This window comes from Brevundimonas sp., from assembly GCF_046295775.1.
GTDB lineage: Bacteria > Pseudomonadota > Alphaproteobacteria > Caulobacterales > Caulobacteraceae > Brevundimonas.
Genome location: NZ_JBKBML010000024.1, coordinates 22484 through 36632, shown reverse-complemented (window position 1 = coordinate 36632; position 14149 = coordinate 22484). Strand labels below are relative to the sequence as shown.

Below are 14149 nucleotides of genomic sequence, written 5' to 3'. Positions count from 1 at the left end.
CAGATCGCGCCAGGCGGGGTCGGTGTCGTCCACCAGATCCACGTCGTCGATCAGCGCCACGGCCGAGCCGCCGTCCGGCAGGATGAGGCCGAGCACCTCCATGCTCTCGCCGTCCGGACCCAGGTGGCTTTCGGCCTGGACCGCGACCGCCGCCTGTTCACCGTCGTCCTCCCACCAGATCAGGGGCTGCGGCAGATGCATGTCGATGATCCGGGCGTCATCGGTGTCGCCTAGCGCGAAGACCGCCAGGCCGGCCTGGACATCGTCCAGGGTCGCCACCCGATCGGTGAACGGCTTGAGCCGCGACCAGTCGTCGACGTCATAGCCGCCGCCGTCCATTTCCAGGTCGTCCACATCGTCCGTCATGACGTCTTCCGTTCAGAAATGACCTTCAGCACGGCCTCGGCCGCCAGCCCGGATGGGTCTTCACCTTCGCCGCCCATCAGGGCCAGGGCGTCGGTCTGCTCACGCGCCTGTGCCGCGGCGGCGTCAGGATCGGTGAGCAGGCGGCCGACAGCCTGAGCCAGCGCGTCGGGCGTCGCCTCGTGCTGGATGAACTCGGGCGCGATCCGGCGGTCGGCGGCGATGTTGAACAGGGTCACGTACTTGGCCGTCACCAGCCGCTTCATCAGCGCGTAGCTGAGGCCGTCAATCCTGTAGGCGATGACCATGGGCGCGCCCGCGAGAGCCAGTTCGGTCGAGACCGTGCCGCTGGTGGCCAAGGCGACGGTGGCGGCGCGCATGGCGTCGTACTTCTCGGCCTCTTCAACAAGGTGCACGCGGAAGGGCCAGGCCGCCACGCGGCCGCGCACGTCCTCCGCCACGGTCCCGGCCGCGATCACCGCAACCTCAAGGCCCGGAACCTGCGCCTTCAGTTGCTGAACCGTGGCCTCGTAAACAGGCGTCATCCGATTGATCTCGCTGGGCCGACTGCCAGGCAGAACCAGAAGAAGAGGCGCGGTCGGTCCGATCCCGCGCCGGGCTCGGAAAGCGCCGCCATCCGCGTTGCTCATGTCCACATGAAGAGCCGATGAGCCTACAACCGTGGTCGACAGCCCCGCCTTCTCGAACCACGGCGCGTCGAAGGCGTAGAGGGCCAGGAGATGATCGACCGCGCCGGCTAAGGTCTTGGCTCGCCCCGGCCGCGAAGCCCAGACCTGGGGACCGACGTATTTGATCAAGGGCGTATCAGGCGCTGCGGCGCGAACAGCCTTGGCCACTCGGATGGTGAACCCCCAGCTGTCGATCAGCACCACGGCGTCGGGTTGCTCGCGCGCCGCCAGCGCCGCCGTCTGGGCGACGCGCTTCTTGACTAGGCCGTAGGCGCGCAGGCCCTCGACCCAGCCCATGATGGACAGTTCGGCGATGTCGAAGGGGCTGATGACGCCCTCGGCCGCCATCTTCGGCCCGCCCACGCCCACAAAGGTCACGCCGTCGCCCAGCCGGGCTTTCAGCGCCCGCGCCAGACCTGCGCCCAGGGCGTCGCCTGACGCCTCGGCGGCCACCAGCATGATCTTGAGCGGTGGTGTCACCGGGTTTCGCCCCAGACGAACAGGCCCAACCGGTCAGCTGCCTCGATAACCCCCACGCGGTCGATCAGAATCAGCCGCCCGGCCACTCCGGCCACGCCGGCCAGTCCGGCTGCAGCCGCCAGCTCGATCGTGCGCGGTCCGATGACCGGCATGTCGACGCGCAGATCCTGGATCGGCTTGGGAGCCTTGGCCAAGGCGCCCTTGCGGTCGGTCTCGGACCCGCGCAAGTCGGCAGGCAGGCCGGCGACACGGCCCAGCATGGCGTCGGTGCCCTCCTGCGCCTCGACGGCCAGCACCAGACCGTCGCACACGACGGCGCCCTGTCCGATATCCAGTTCACCCGACTTTTCAGCGACGTGGATCGCTTTCTTCAGGTCTTCTATCTGGGAGGGCGCGGGCGTGACGCCGCCGAGCGCGCCAGCCGGAAGGAGGTCGCCGCCCAGTATGTCGTCGGCGCCTTCGACCCCGAATCCCTCGGCCTCGAAGACCGACAGAATCTTGCGCAGCAGGGCGTCGTCGCCCTGAGTCGCCGCCTTGACGATGCCGGGCAGAAGGGTCGCGCCCTTGAAATCAGGCTTCAGCGTCTTGAAATCGGGGCGGCTGACGATGCCGGCCAGGCAGACCGCACCGCAGCCCTGGGCCTTCAGCGCCTTCAGGATCGCGCCGATCTGGGCCATGCCGAAATCGTCGCCCGGCCAGCGCGCTAGGTGCGGATCGGCGAACCCGTCCAGCCGCACGATGTAGAAGGCCCGACCCTCGGCCTCACAGCGATGGGCCACCGCCAAGGGCAGCCCGCCGCCGCCGGCGATCAGCCCCAGTTTGGGCGCGCTCATTCGGCGTTCGGGAGGCACAGCGGCCGCTTGCCGCCCGCGCGGATGAAATCGACAATCTCCGCGATTTCAGCCAGGTCGCCATACTGGCTCTGCGTCGCCGCCAGACGCCCGGCGAACTCGCCCTCGCCCTCGAAGAGCTCGCGATAGGCGGCCAGCAGTCGCCGGATCTGGGCCTTGTCGTAACCCTTGCGTTTCAGCCCGATCAAGTTCAGCCCGCGCAGTCGTGCGTGGTTGCCCCAGGCCGAGCCATAGGGGATCACATCGCGGGTCACCGCGGCCAGTCCGCCGATGATGGCGCCCTGCCCCACCCGGCCGTTCTGATGAACCGCGCACAGGCCGCCCAAAAACACCCGGTCGCCGATCCAGGCGTGGCCGCCGAGCGTGGCGTTGTTGGCCATGACGACGTTGTCGCCCACCACGCAGTCGTGGCCCACGTGCGCGCCGGTCATGAACAGGTTGCTGGAGCCCACCACGGTGACCCCCGTCCCCTGCGGCGTGCCCCGGTTGAAGGTGCAGTGCTCCCGGATCAGGTTGTTCGACCCGATCTCCAGCCGGACGGGCTCGCCCTTGTAGCCGTTGTGCTGCGGGTCGCCGCCGATGACGGCGAAGGGATGGATGGTGGTCCCGGCCCCGACGGTCGTGTCCTGCTGGATCACCACATGGCTGGCCAGACGCACGCCCTCGGCCAGCACGACGCCAGGCCCGACAACGCACCACGGGCCGACCTCGACGCCTGCCGCCAACTCCGTCGAGGCGTCCACCTGGGCTGTGGGATGAACGGCCATCAGCTCGCCGGCTGATCCACGGTTACGACCATGGCCATGAACTCGGCCTCGGCCGCCAGCTTGCCGTCGATGAAGGTCTCGCCCCGGAACTTGTAGGCGTCGCCGCGCGCGCGGATCACCTTGACCTCCATGCGCAATTGATCGCCGGGCCTCGCCGGCTTGCGGAACCGCACGCCGTCGATCGACATGAACATGATGACCTTGTCCGCCACGGCCACGTCCATCGACTTGGACATCAGCAGCGCGCCGGTCTGGGCCATGGCCTCGACGATCAGCACGCCGGGCATGACCGGATCGATGGGAAAGTGGCCGGGGAAGAAGGGCTCGTTGTGGCTGACGTTCTTGATGCCGGTGATCGAGGTCGCCGCCACGAAGTTCTCGGCCTTGTCGACCAGCAGAAACGGATAGCGGTGCGGCAGTCGCCGCATCACCTCGGCGTAGTCGATCTTGGCCTCTTCGCTCATCCGGCTGATTCCCTGGGCGGCTTCCTCTGACCGACCTGTTTGGCCAGCCAGACGGCCTCGCGCAAGGACTGACGGATGGGCTTGGCGGGATAGCCCGACCAGGTCTCGCCCGGCGGAATGTCGGCCAGAACACCGCCGCCAGCCGCGACGCGCGCGCCCTCGCCGATGGTGATGTGGTCGCCCACGCCCGCCCGACCGCCGAACAGGACGTTGTCGCCCGTCGTCACAGAGCCCGAAATACCGGTGTGCGCCGCCATCAGATTGTTGCGGCCGATGACGCAGTTGTGGCCGATCATCACCAGGTTATCGATCTTGGTGTTCTCGCCGATGACCGTGTCGTCATAGGCCCCGCGGTCGATGCAGCTGTTGGCTCCGACCGTCACTCCGTCCTGCAGGATCACTCGGCCCAGCTGCGGAATATCGATCGGCCCGCTGCGCGACACCGCCGCGCCGAAGCCCTGTTCGCCGATGCGTGCGCCTGACAGCAGCTTCACCCGGTCGCCGATCAGGGCGAAGCCGACGGAGACATTGGCGCCGATCCAGCAGTTGCGGCCGATCTGGACGCCGGGCCCGATCACGGTGTTGGCGCCGATCCGCGTGCCGCGCCCGATGCGGACGCCCGCGCCCAGAACCACGCCCGGCGCGATCAGAACACTGTCGTCCTCAGCAGCCTCGGAAGGCGCGATCCCGGCCTCCAGCTCTATCGCGCCATGCAGAAGCGCCGAGGCCCGCGCCCAGGCGGCCTGGGGTTCTCTGGACACGATGACCGATGCACCCGCAGGCGCCTGGTCAGCCATGTCAGGATGCAAGATCACGCAGCCCGCGCCGGTGTTCGCCAAGGCGGCGACGTGCTTGCGGTCACCCAGAAACGCAATCGCGCCCTCGTCCGCCTGGGACAAGGGCGCGACCTGTCTTATCAGCCGTTCCCCGCCCCTCGTCGCCGTTTCGCCGATATGCTCGGCGATCTGACCGACGCTCAGCGCCGGCCGGGTTTCGAAGAAGCGGGGATCAGGCACGCTTACTGCTGCTGAGCTTGCGCCGGGACCTGCAGACGGTTGAAGCTCAGCGTCGGCAGTTGCGCGTTCAGGCGTTCGATCACCGTGTCGGTGATTTCCATTTGCGGGTTGAGAATGAAGACGCTTTCGCGGTCCAGCAGCACGCCGCAGCCGCGCTCCTGATAAACTTGAATCAGGATGGGCTCGACCGCGTTGGAAATCAGCCGACGTTGTTCGGCCAGGGTGTAGCGCAGTTCGTTTTCTCGCGTCTGCTGCAGTTGCTCCGCTTCGTTGACGCGCTGCTGCAGTTGCTGACGGCGGGTGTTCATCTGCTCAGCCGGCATGGTGGCGCCTGCGGATTGCAGCTGCTGGGCTTCATTTTGAATAGTGGTGGCGTAAGGCGACAGCTCTGCCTGAACTTCCTGGGCCAGTTGCTGCATGCGGGTGTTTACGGCCTGGCCGACGGTCGATTGGGCAAGCATGCGCTCGTTGTAAAAGGCGCAGACGCCAGGGATCACCGGGCCGGGATTGGTGAGACCAGTGGTTTGCGCCTGTTGGGCCTGGGCCCCCGTGGCGGTCATCAGGGCAAGGGCGGCGACGCTGAAAGCGATGAACTTCATTGTGTTACCTCTGTTGCGGCCATGCCGCGCTTAGAACTGGGTGGACGTCGAGAAGCGGAAGCCTTCGGTGCGGTCGTAGTCTTCCCTGGACAGAATTTTGGAGAAATCGAAGCGGATCGGCCCCATCGGCGAACGCCAGTGAAGGCTGAGGCCCGCGGCCGCCCGCAGCGCCAGATCATCAACGATATTGGTGTCTCGAACGCCGGCGGCGGTCAGGGTGTAGCGATCGTCCAGAACGCCGAGCGTGCCGACATCGGCGAACAGCGACGTGCGGATCCCATACTCCTCGGGCAGGCCGTTCGGCACAGTCAGTTCGACCGTGCCGATGGCGTAGAAGTTGCCGCCCAAAGAGTCGTTGGTTCGAATGTCTCGCGGTCCCATGCCGGCGTTCTCGAACCCACGGAAGCTGTTCCCGCCCTTGAAGAAGCGATCGTTGATGCGGACAGGATCTCCGCCCCAGCCGGAAACATAGCCCGTCGAGCCTTGCAGGCTGACCACCCAGCTGGGCGTGAAGCCCCAATACCAGGCGGCGTCGACCTCGGTCTTGATGAAGTTCACATCGCCGCCAATGCCGGCGAAATCCTGGCGTAGCGAGCCGGACCAGCCCCGTGTCGGGCGGATCGGATCATTCAGGCGGCTGACGTTAAGAGTGTAGCCGGCCGAGGAGTTGATCGCCGATCCAACCTGCTCGCAAAGCGCCCGCGAGCCGAAACCGCCGGTGTCGCAATAGCCTTGCGGGACCACCACCTCATCATTGCGCAGGAAGTAGCGGGTGCTCAGCCAGGTGTAGCCGTTAAGCGGGAAGGTTAGGCGCAGGCCGCCACCGGTCGAGCGATAGTCGAACGAGGATTCCGTCTGGAAATTATAGCGTGAGTGGAACAGGTCGAAACCTGCCCGCAGGTCGCGGCCCAGGAACTTCGGCTCGGTGAAACGGAAATCGATCTGCTGTCGCAGCGAGCCCCATTCCACCCGGGCCACCACGTTCTGCCCACGACCACGGAAGTTTCGCTCCGAAATGCCCAGGTTGACGACGAAGGAGTCCACTGAGCTGAAGCCGGCGCCGACCGACAACTCCCCGGTGGGCTGCTCCTCGACCGTGACATTCAATGTCGAACGATCCGGCGCCGAGCCGCGGGTTTCCTCGATGGTGACGTTGCCGAAGAAGCCCAGAGCCCGCAGATTGTTGCGCGACCGCTCCATCAGGGCGCGATTGAAGGCGTCGCCTTCCGTCAGCATCAGTTCGCGACGAATGACCGGATCAATGGTGCGGGTGTTGCCCACCACATTGATGCGATCAACGTAAACCCGCTGACCCTCTGAGATGTTGAAAGTCACATCAACCGTGTCGGTGTCGGGATTGGCGCGGTAGGTCGGGTTGATCTCGACGAAGGCGTAGCCCGCCGAACCCGTCGCGAAGGTTAGGGCATCCACCGCTTGCTCGATGCGATCGCTTTCGTACAGCTGTCCCTGACGGATTGGCAGAAGGCGCTGCAGGAAGTCCGCATTCAGGCGGTCGCTTTCGGTGACCACCTTGATCTCGCCGAAGTTGTAGCGATCGCCCTCGTCCACGGTCAGGGTGACAGTGAAGTTCTCGTCGTTCGGCGCAAGTTCCGCGACCGAGGAGACGACCCGGAAGTCGTAATAGCCCCTGTTGGTGTAGAAGGTGCGCAACTGGTCGCGGTCGTAATCCAGTCGGTTGGGGTCGTAGTTGTCGTTACGGCTGAACAGGCGCCAGAAGCGCGACTGCTTGGTGACCATGACCTCGCGCAGCTCGCTGTCCGAGAACGCGCTGTTGCCCTGGAAGATAATGTCGCTGATCCCGGTCTCGGGGCCCTCGTCGATCTCGAAGATCACGTCGACGCGGTTCTGCTCAAGCTGGACGAGCTTGGGCGTCACCCGCGCGCCGATCCGGCCCGACAGACGATAAAGCTCGATGATCTTGCCGACGTCCTCCTGGACACGGGCGCGGGTGTAGATGCCGCGCGGCGAAATGGTGACTTCCTCACGCAGCTTGTCCTCGCGGACCGCGCGGTTCCCCTCGAACACCACCTGATTGATGATCGGGTTCTCGACCACCTGCACGATCAGATCGCCATTGGGCTGCACGCCCAGTTGGACGTTCGAGAACAGCTGGGTGCGCGACAGGGTGCGCAGCGCCACGTCCAGAACCACGGGATCGACCGTGTCGCCCGGCTGGATCGGCAGATAGGACAGGATGGTGGTCTGGTCGATTCGCTGCGCGCCCTGCACCAGGATGCGATTCACTACGGCGCGCTCATCGGCCTGGAACTGCTCAGGCTGGATTGCGGGCGCCGGCGGCTCGGCCTGCGTTTGCGCGGGCGGAACAGCCTGAGCCAGCGCGGGCGTGCCAAGGCCGGCGGCGAGCACGAGCGCCAGAATGCTGGAGGCCGCGCCTGGACGGAAGGAGGCGCACTGTCGGATGTTCATCATTCGGGAAACCATCGGGGGCTGGCGTCGGCTCAACTGACGAGCCCGCCGAGGAATTGGAACAGATTCAGCTTCTGCAGGTCGTTCCATGTCGCGAACAACATGAAACAGGCCAGCAAGGCAAGACCGACCCGGAAACCGGCCTCCTGGATTCCGGCCGGTAGAGGCTGCCGGGTCACGGCCTCATAGGCGTAGAATACCAGATGACCGCCATCCAGAACCGGAATAGGTAGCAGGTTTAGAAAGCCGATTCCGATCGAAAGTATGGCGGCGAAGCTCGTCAGCGTCAGGAGCAGGTTCATCGCCATGGCCGTCGGGTCTGGATTGGCCTGAACCGCAGCGTTGGTCAGGGCGCCCGAGGCCTTGGCGATGCCGATCGGCCCGCTCAGTTGATCCCCGTTTTCACGGCCGGTGAAGATGCGGCCCAGATAGGTCAGGGTGGTGGACAGGACCTCCCCGGTCTGGCGCACGCCCTGCCCCACCGATTCCACGACGCCGTAGCGCACGTGACGTATCTCGTCCCGCGCCGAGGCCAGGCCCAGACCGATGCGGCCGATCGAGACACGCCCGGCGATCGGGTCCTGGGTGACCTCGCGAACCGGCGTGGCGACCAGCTGCACCTGCTGATCGCCGCGCTCGACGACGAAGCGCACCGGATCGCCGCTGGACAGGGAGACGATGCGAATGACATCGCGTCCGTCCTCGACCGCGCGGCCGTTGATCTGGGTGATCAGATCGCCGCGCTGGAAACCGGCGGCCGCAGCCGGGGATTCCACCGCGACATCCGCCACCCGCGGCGGCCGCAATTGCACTCCGACAGCCGAAAACAGGATGGTGAACAGCAGGATGGCCAGAATGAAGTTGGCGACGGGCCCGGCCGCCACGATCAGAGCTCGCTGCCACACCGGCTTGAAATACAGATAGTCGCGCTCGGCGCCCGGGCCTTCGTCAGCCTGGATGCGGGCCTTCAGCGCGTCGAGCCCCTTGCGATCCGGCACGCCGGTGGCGTCCAGATCGCCCGCGAACCGCACATAGCCGCCCAGCGGCAGCGCCGCGAGCCGCCATTCCACGCCCCGCTTGTCGGTGCGGCTGAGCAGCGTCGGACCGAAGCCGATGGAGAAGCGGTCCATCTTCACCCCGAACAGCCGCCCGGTCAGGAAGTGGCCCAGCTCGTGGATGGTGACCACGACCGTCAGCACAAGCAGAAACGGCACGAGGTACATGACGACCTGGCCAAGCGCGCCCAACATGATGCTTTAAGCTCTCCCCTCGCCTCAGGCCGCTTCGGCCAGCGACTGCACGACCGCTTCAGCGATCCGGCGGGTTTTGGCGTCGACGGCCAGAGCCGCCTCGCAACCTTGCCCGGCCTCGCCGGCCGCCCCCGCGCTTGTCGCACGCTCAAGGGTTTCGGCGACGACTGCGGCAATATTGAGAAAGGCCAACCGCCGGCCCAAAAAGGCCAAGGCGGCCACCTCGTTGGCGGCGTTGAACACCGCCGGGGCTTCCCCGCCTGCGCGCAGGGCCTGACGGGCCAGGAACAGGGCGGGAAACCGCGTCTCGTCCGGGGCCTCGAAGGTCAGCTTCCCTAGCTGCGCCAGATCCAGCCGGGGCGCATCCCACGCCACGCGCTCGGGCCAGGCCAAGGCGCAGGCGATCGGCGTCTTCATGTCCGGCGGCCCTAGCTGAGCGAGCGTCGAGCCATCGACCATCTCGACCAAGCTGTGAATAATCGATTCCGGATGGACCACCACGTCGATCTTGTCGGCCGGCTGGTCGAACAGATAGGCGGCCTCGATCATCTCCAGGCCCTTGTTGGCCATGGTGGCGCTGTCGACCGAGATCTTGGCGCCCATGCTCCAGTTGGGATGGGCCACCGCCTGTTCGGGCGTCACCCGCGCCATTTCGTCCAGAGACGCGCGACGGAAAGGCCCGCCCGAAGCTGTCAGAACCAGTCGGGCCACCTGTTCAGGCTGACCAGCGGGAAAGACCTGGAAGATCGCGGAATGTTCGGAATCCACGGGGATCAGCCGTCCACCGGCCTGAGCCACACGCGCGATCAGGGCCGGGCCGCAGCACACCAGGCTTTCCTTGTTCGCCAGCGCCAGGGTCGCCCCGGTCCCGGCCGCCGCCCAGGCCGAGCGCAGTCCCGCCGAACCCACGATGGAGGCCATGACCCAGTCCGCCGGCCGTGTCGCCGCCTCGACCACGGCCGCGTCGCCGGCCGCCACCTCGACGCCCGTGCCCGCCAGACCGTCGCGTAGTTCCGCCAAACGGTTCGGATCGGCCGTCACCGCCACGCGCGGCCGCCAGCGGCGCGCCTGTTCGATCAGGACTGGGATGTTGGCGCCGCCCGTCAGCGCCTCTACCTGAAACTCGGCGCCGCCCTTTTCGGCCTCGGCCATGAGGTCCAGCGTCGAACAGCCGACCGATCCGGTCGAGCCGAGCACAGTGATACGCCGCCGGATCACGCCACGCCCCCGAAATGCAGGAACAGGGCCCGGCCGGCCGCGACCACCACAATGGCGAACATCAGGCCGTCGACCCGGTCCAGCAGGCCGCCGTGTCCGGGAATAATGGCGCCGGCATCCTTGACGCCGAACCGGCGCTTGAGCGCAGATTCCCACAGGTCGCCCGCCATCGCCGCCGCCGCCGCCGCCAGGCCCAGCAAGGCGCTCCACCACAGGCTCGGCGCGCCCGCGCCCGGCAGCATCGACATGGCGGCGCCCGCCACGGTCCCGGCTGCTAGACCGCCGAGGAAGCCCGACCAGGTCTTGTTGGGGGAATAGCGCGGCCACAGCTTGGGCCCGCCCACGGTCGATCCGACAAGAAACGCGACGATGTCCGCCGACCAGGTGACTGCGAAGGTCAGGGTCACCCAGTAGAAGCCGGCGGCCGAGTTTCCGTCTCTCAGCCAGATGAACAGCACGGCCGGCCAGCCGATGTAGAGCACGCCATAGGCCGCGTCCGTCATCGACAGGCCGCGGCTGCGCGCGAAGATGCCGGCCAGCGCCGCGCCGAACACCATCAGCACCAGACCCGCCGACAGGCCTGTCGCATGGGTCACCGCCACCGCCGCCAGCAGCGCCAGGCCCACCGCGCCGAAGATCGGTTTCCAGCCCTCGCGCGCGCTCATGCGCGACCATTCCATGGCCAGCAGCACGCAGGCCGCCATCATCACTGCGGTGATCCAGACGCCGCCCAGCCAGACCGCGAAGACCGCCAGCGGCGCCAGCACGATGGCCGAGGCGGCCCTCAGGCCCATTTCGCGAACCTTGAGCGCCATCAGACGGCGACACGCGTGGCGGGCGTGTCCGGCAAGCCGCCGTAGCGGCGATCGCGCGCGCGGAATTCCTCCACCGCACGCCTCAAAGGCTCTGGCCCATAGTCGGGCCACAGGACATCCTGAAACACGAGCTCCGCATAGGCCGCCTCCCACAGCAGGAAGTTCGACAACCGGCGCTCACCCGATGTGCGCACGATCACATCCACGGGCGGTCCTTCGCCGGTAGACAGGGCCTGAGACAATGCGTTCTCGTCTATGGGACGGCCTGCCTCGGCAAGGGTGCGAGCGGCGTCCGCGATGTCCGCCTGGGCCCCGTAGTTAAAGGCCACCTGCAGCAGGAAACGGTCATTGTGCGCCGTGTCAGCCTCGGCCCGGCGGATGATGTCGGCGATATCGGCCGGCAGTCCCTGACGGCGCCCCAGCACCTTTAGCCTCACGCCAGCCTTGGTCAGCCGTTTCAGGTCGCTGACAACATAGGACCGCACAAGGCCCATGAGGTCAGACACCTCCTCTGCGGGCCTGCGCCAGTTCTCGGTCGAGAAGCCGAAGACCGTCAGACAGCCGACCCCGCAATCCGCCGCGCCCTCCACCGTGCGCTTCAGCGCCTGAACACCCGCGCGATGGCCCGCCGCGCGAGGCAGCCCGCGCTGGCTGGCCCAGCGGCCATTGCCGTCCATGATCAAAGCGACATGAAGCGGCGCGGCGGTTTCGACCGTCATGTCGTGAAAGGTTCCATGAGCTGAAGAGCAGGCCGTCTCAGACCTGCATGATCTCCACTTCCTTGGTCTTCAAGGCCTCGTCGATGCGCTTGATGGCGGCGTCGGTGTCCTTCTGGACCTCGGTCTCCATCTTCTTCTGCTCATCCTGGCTGATGTCGCCGCCCTTTTCGGCCTTCTTCAGGTCGTCGTTAGCGTCACGGCGCACGTTGCGCACGGCGATCTTCTGCTGCTCGGAGTATTTGCCGGCCAGCTTGACCAGATCCTTGCGGCGCTCCTCGGTCAGGGGCGGCACGGGGATGCGCAGGGTCTGGCCGTCGACGATGGGATTCAGGCCCAGGTCAGCTTGGCGGATGGCCTTTTCGACCGACACGACCATGCCTTTGTCCCAGACGCTGACGGTGATCATGCGCGGCTCGGGCACGCTGATGGCGGCCACCGCGGTCAACGGCGAGGTCGAGCCATAGGCCTCGACGCGCACGGGCTCCAGCAGGCCGGCGTTGGCGCGGCCGGTGCGCAGGCCGGAGAACTCCTCCTTCAGCGCGGTCACCGCCTTGTCCATGCGGTCGCGATAAGTCTTCAGATCAGGCTTGGCCATGGTTGGGCTCCCGGTCGTTTCTTGTGGGGTTCAGGCGGCCTTGTCGGCCCGGATGACGGTGTAGGTACCCTTGCCCGTCAACGTCTTGCGCAGCGAGTCTTCCTCACGGATCGAGAAGACCACGATCGGTATGCCGCTGTCTCGCATCAAGGCGATGGCCGAGGCGTCCATGACGCGCAGATCCTTGGCCAGCACATCGCGATAGCTCAGCGTCTCATAGCGCGTCGCCTCGGGGTCTTTCTTGGGGTCGGCGGTGTAGACGCCGTCCACGCTGGTGCCCTTCAGCAGGGCGTCGCAGCCCATTTCCGCGGCCCGCAGCGCGGCGCCGGAATCGGTGGTGAAGAAGGGCGCGCCCACGCCGGCGGCGAAGATGACCACCCGTCCCTTTTCCAGATGACGCAGCGCGCGGCGACGGATGTAGGGCTCGGCGATGGCGGCCATGGGAATGGCGCTCTGCACGCGGGTGTCGACCCCGATCTTCTCGAGCGCGCCCTGCATCGCCAGGGCGTTCATGATGGTGGCCAACATGCCCATGTAGTCGGCGGTGGCGCGGTCCATGCCCTCGGCGGCCTTGGACAGGCCGCGGAAGATGTTGCCCCCGCCGATGACCAGGCAGATTTCGACGCCTTCGCTGGCGACCTGGGCCACGGCCTGGGCGACGGTGTCGACCGTCTTCATGTCGATGCCGTAGGCCTGGTCGCCCATCAGCACCTCGCCGGACACCTTCAGCAGGACGCGTTTGTAGCGAAACTCGGGGCTGGCGTCGGGCATGCGTAGGGGATCCGTGAAGGCGGCGGCGTTGACTCGGGTCGCCCCTTATAGACGAAGGGCGCGCCCGGCTTCAAAGCCTGACGCGCCCCAAGGCTGATTTATCCGGCCCCGAGGGGCGCGGCTGACGTCTTACTGGCCGCCCATCATGGAGGCGACTTCAGAAGCGAAGTCCGGTCCTTCGACCTTCTCGACGCCCTCGCCCAGCGCCAGACGGACGAAGCCGCCCAGGTGCAGGCCGGGGTTGCCCAGTTCCTTGCCGGTGTTGGCGACCAGCTGCTCGACGGTCACGTCCGGGTCCATTACGAACGGCTGCTTGGTCAGCACCACGTCCTTCTGGAACTTGTTGATCTGGCCTTCCACGATCTTGGCGATCATGTTTTCCGGACGGCCTTCTTCCTTGGCCTTTTCGGTCAGGACCTGACGTTCCTTCTCGATGGCGGCCGGGTCCAGGTCGTCGGTGTTCAGCGACAGAGGAGCGGTGGCGGCGACGTGCATGGCGATCTTGCGGCCCAGCTCGCGCAGCTTGTCCTTGTCGCCGGCGCCGTGCAGGGCGACCAGCACGCCGATGCGGCCGACGCCCGGTGACACCGCGTTGTGGACGTAGGAGGCGACGACGCCTTCATCGACCGACAGGCGGGCGGCGCGACGCAGCTGCATGTTCTCGCCGACGGTGGCGATCAGGTTGGTCACTTCGTCCTGAACCGTCTTGCCCGCTTCCAGCTCGGCACCGTGCAGCGACTCGACCGAAGCGTGCTCCAGGCCCAGCTGGGCGAACGTCTTGGCGGCGTTCTGGAACAGCTCGTTGCGGGCCACGAAGTCGGTTTCGGCGTTGAACTCGATGGCGGCGCCCACTTCGCCGGCGCCGACTTCCTTGGAAGCCACGGCGACCAGACCTTCAGCGGCGACGCGGTCGGCCTTCTTGGCGGCCTTGGACAGACCCTTGGCGCGCAGCCAGTCGATGGCGGCGTTGATGTCGCCGTCGTTCTCCTGCAGCGCCTTCTTGCAGTCCATCATGCCGACGCCGGAGCGTTCGCGCAGCTCTTTCACGAGGGCGGCGGTGATCTCGGCCATGTTCAGTCTCCTAGTGTCTTCAATGCGGGAACG

General features: G+C 66.6%; 15 protein-coding genes. All 15 read right to left on the bottom strand.

What is annotated here, in order from left to right:
- Nucleotides 1–366 (bottom strand): hypothetical protein (locus tag ACK4I0_RS12145; RefSeq protein WP_409611315.1); only part of this gene is annotated, 366 nt, incomplete at its 3' end.
- Nucleotides 363–1532, bottom strand: coding sequence for a lipid-A-disaccharide synthase (lpxB, locus tag ACK4I0_RS12140; RefSeq protein WP_409611313.1), 1170 nt, complete (start codon nucleotides 1530–1532; stop codon nucleotides 363–365). The genes ACK4I0_RS12145 and lpxB, both read right to left, overlap by 4 nt.
- Nucleotides 1529–2365, bottom strand: coding sequence for a UDP-2,3-diacylglucosamine diphosphatase (gene lpxI / locus ACK4I0_RS12135; RefSeq protein ID WP_409611311.1), 837 nt, complete (start codon nucleotides 2363–2365; stop codon nucleotides 1529–1531). Before lpxI ends, lpxB begins: the two co-directional genes overlap by 4 nt.
- The gene (gene lpxA, locus ACK4I0_RS12130) at nucleotides 2362–3150 is read right to left on the bottom strand and encodes an acyl-ACP--UDP-N-acetylglucosamine O-acyltransferase (protein WP_409611309.1); all 789 of its coding nucleotides are present in this window, start codon (nucleotides 3148–3150) and stop codon (nucleotides 2362–2364) included. The genes lpxI and lpxA overlap by 4 nt, the downstream gene beginning before the upstream one ends.
- Entirely contained in the window at nucleotides 3150–3614 is a 465-nt protein-coding gene (gene fabZ / locus ACK4I0_RS12125; protein ID WP_135063164.1) for a 3-hydroxyacyl-ACP dehydratase FabZ, read from the bottom strand. Before fabZ ends, lpxA begins: the two co-directional genes overlap by 1 nt.
- Nucleotides 3611–4630 carry a UDP-3-O-(3-hydroxymyristoyl)glucosamine N-acyltransferase gene (gene lpxD, locus ACK4I0_RS12120; protein ID WP_409611307.1) on the bottom strand — a complete coding sequence of 340 codons (1020 nt, stop codon included), beginning with the start codon at nucleotides 4628–4630 and terminating at the stop codon, nucleotides 3611–3613. Before lpxD ends, fabZ begins: the two co-directional genes overlap by 4 nt.
- Before the next feature lie 2 nt (nucleotides 4631–4632).
- The gene (locus tag ACK4I0_RS12115; RefSeq protein WP_409611305.1) at nucleotides 4633–5229 is read right to left on the bottom strand and encodes an OmpH family outer membrane protein; all 597 of its coding nucleotides are present in this window, start codon (nucleotides 5227–5229) and stop codon (nucleotides 4633–4635) included.
- A 30-nt stretch (nucleotides 5230–5259) separates the two neighbouring features.
- Complete coding sequence (gene bamA, locus ACK4I0_RS12110; RefSeq protein WP_409611303.1) at nucleotides 5260–7680, bottom strand: outer membrane protein assembly factor BamA; 2421 nt, start codon at nucleotides 7678–7680, stop codon at nucleotides 5260–5262.
- Nucleotides 7681–7709: 29 nt separating this feature from the next.
- Nucleotides 7710–8927, bottom strand: a complete 1218-nt coding sequence (locus tag ACK4I0_RS12105; protein WP_409611301.1) for a M50 family metallopeptidase — start codon at nucleotides 8925–8927, stop codon at nucleotides 7710–7712.
- Between the two features lie 24 nt (nucleotides 8928–8951).
- On the bottom strand, nucleotides 8952–10145 hold the full coding sequence (dxr, locus tag ACK4I0_RS12100; protein WP_409611299.1) for a 1-deoxy-D-xylulose-5-phosphate reductoisomerase: 1194 nt from the start codon (nucleotides 10143–10145) through the stop codon (nucleotides 8952–8954).
- Nucleotides 10142–10960 carry a phosphatidate cytidylyltransferase gene (locus ACK4I0_RS12095; protein WP_409611297.1) on the bottom strand — a complete coding sequence of 273 codons (819 nt, stop codon included), beginning with the start codon at nucleotides 10958–10960 and terminating at the stop codon, nucleotides 10142–10144. Before ACK4I0_RS12095 ends, dxr begins: the two co-directional genes overlap by 4 nt.
- On the bottom strand, nucleotides 10960–11679 hold the full coding sequence (uppS, locus tag ACK4I0_RS12090; RefSeq protein ID WP_409611295.1) for a polyprenyl diphosphate synthase: 720 nt from the start codon (nucleotides 11677–11679) through the stop codon (nucleotides 10960–10962). The genes ACK4I0_RS12095 and uppS overlap by 1 nt, the downstream gene beginning before the upstream one ends.
- A gap of 37 nt (nucleotides 11680–11716) precedes the next feature.
- Nucleotides 11717–12274 carry a ribosome recycling factor gene (gene frr, locus ACK4I0_RS12085; protein WP_409611293.1) on the bottom strand — a complete coding sequence of 186 codons (558 nt, stop codon included), beginning with the start codon at nucleotides 12272–12274 and terminating at the stop codon, nucleotides 11717–11719.
- Nucleotides 12275–12304: 30 nt separating this feature from the next.
- Nucleotides 12305–13045, bottom strand: a complete 741-nt coding sequence (gene pyrH, locus ACK4I0_RS12080; protein ID WP_409611291.1) for a UMP kinase — start codon at nucleotides 13043–13045, stop codon at nucleotides 12305–12307.
- Between the two features lie 129 nt (nucleotides 13046–13174).
- On the bottom strand, nucleotides 13175–14116 hold the full coding sequence (gene tsf / locus ACK4I0_RS12075) for a translation elongation factor Ts (protein WP_409611289.1): 942 nt from the start codon (nucleotides 14114–14116) through the stop codon (nucleotides 13175–13177).
- Nucleotides 14117–14149: the final 33 nt, after the last annotated feature.

Bases quoted from the DNA above. Each gene is read 5' to 3' on its own strand.
- lpxI (WP_409611311.1), bottom strand. From the start codon at position 2,365: ATGAGCGCGCCCAAACTGGGGCTGATCGCCGGCGGCGGCGGGCTGCCC.
- lpxA (WP_409611309.1), bottom strand. From the start codon at position 3,150: ATGGCCGTTCATCCCACAGCCCAGGTGGACGCCTCGACGGAGTTGGCG.
- fabZ (WP_135063164.1), bottom strand. From the start codon at position 3,614: ATGAGCGAAGAGGCCAAGATCGACTACGCCGAGGTGATGCGGCGACTG.
- ACK4I0_RS12115 (WP_409611305.1), bottom strand. From the start codon at position 5,229: ATGAAGTTCATCGCTTTCAGCGTCGCCGCCCTTGCCCTGATGACCGCC.
- bamA (WP_409611303.1), bottom strand. From the start codon at position 7,680: ATGATGAACATCCGACAGTGCGCCTCCTTCCGTCCAGGCGCGGCCTCC.
- ACK4I0_RS12105 (WP_409611301.1), bottom strand. From the start codon at position 8,927: ATGTTGGGCGCGCTTGGCCAGGTCGTCATGTACCTCGTGCCGTTTCTG.
- ACK4I0_RS12095 (WP_409611297.1), bottom strand. From the start codon at position 10,960: ATGGCGCTCAAGGTTCGCGAAATGGGCCTGAGGGCCGCCTCGGCCATC.
- uppS (WP_409611295.1), bottom strand. From the start codon at position 11,679: ATGACGGTCGAAACCGCCGCGCCGCTTCATGTCGCTTTGATCATGGAC.
- frr (WP_409611293.1), bottom strand. From the start codon at position 12,274: ATGGCCAAGCCTGATCTGAAGACTTATCGCGACCGCATGGACAAGGCG.
- pyrH (WP_409611291.1), bottom strand. From the start codon at position 13,045: ATGCCCGACGCCAGCCCCGAGTTTCGCTACAAACGCGTCCTGCTGAAG.
- tsf (WP_409611289.1), bottom strand. From the start codon at position 14,116: ATGGCCGAGATCACCGCCGCCCTCGTGAAAGAGCTGCGCGAACGCTCC.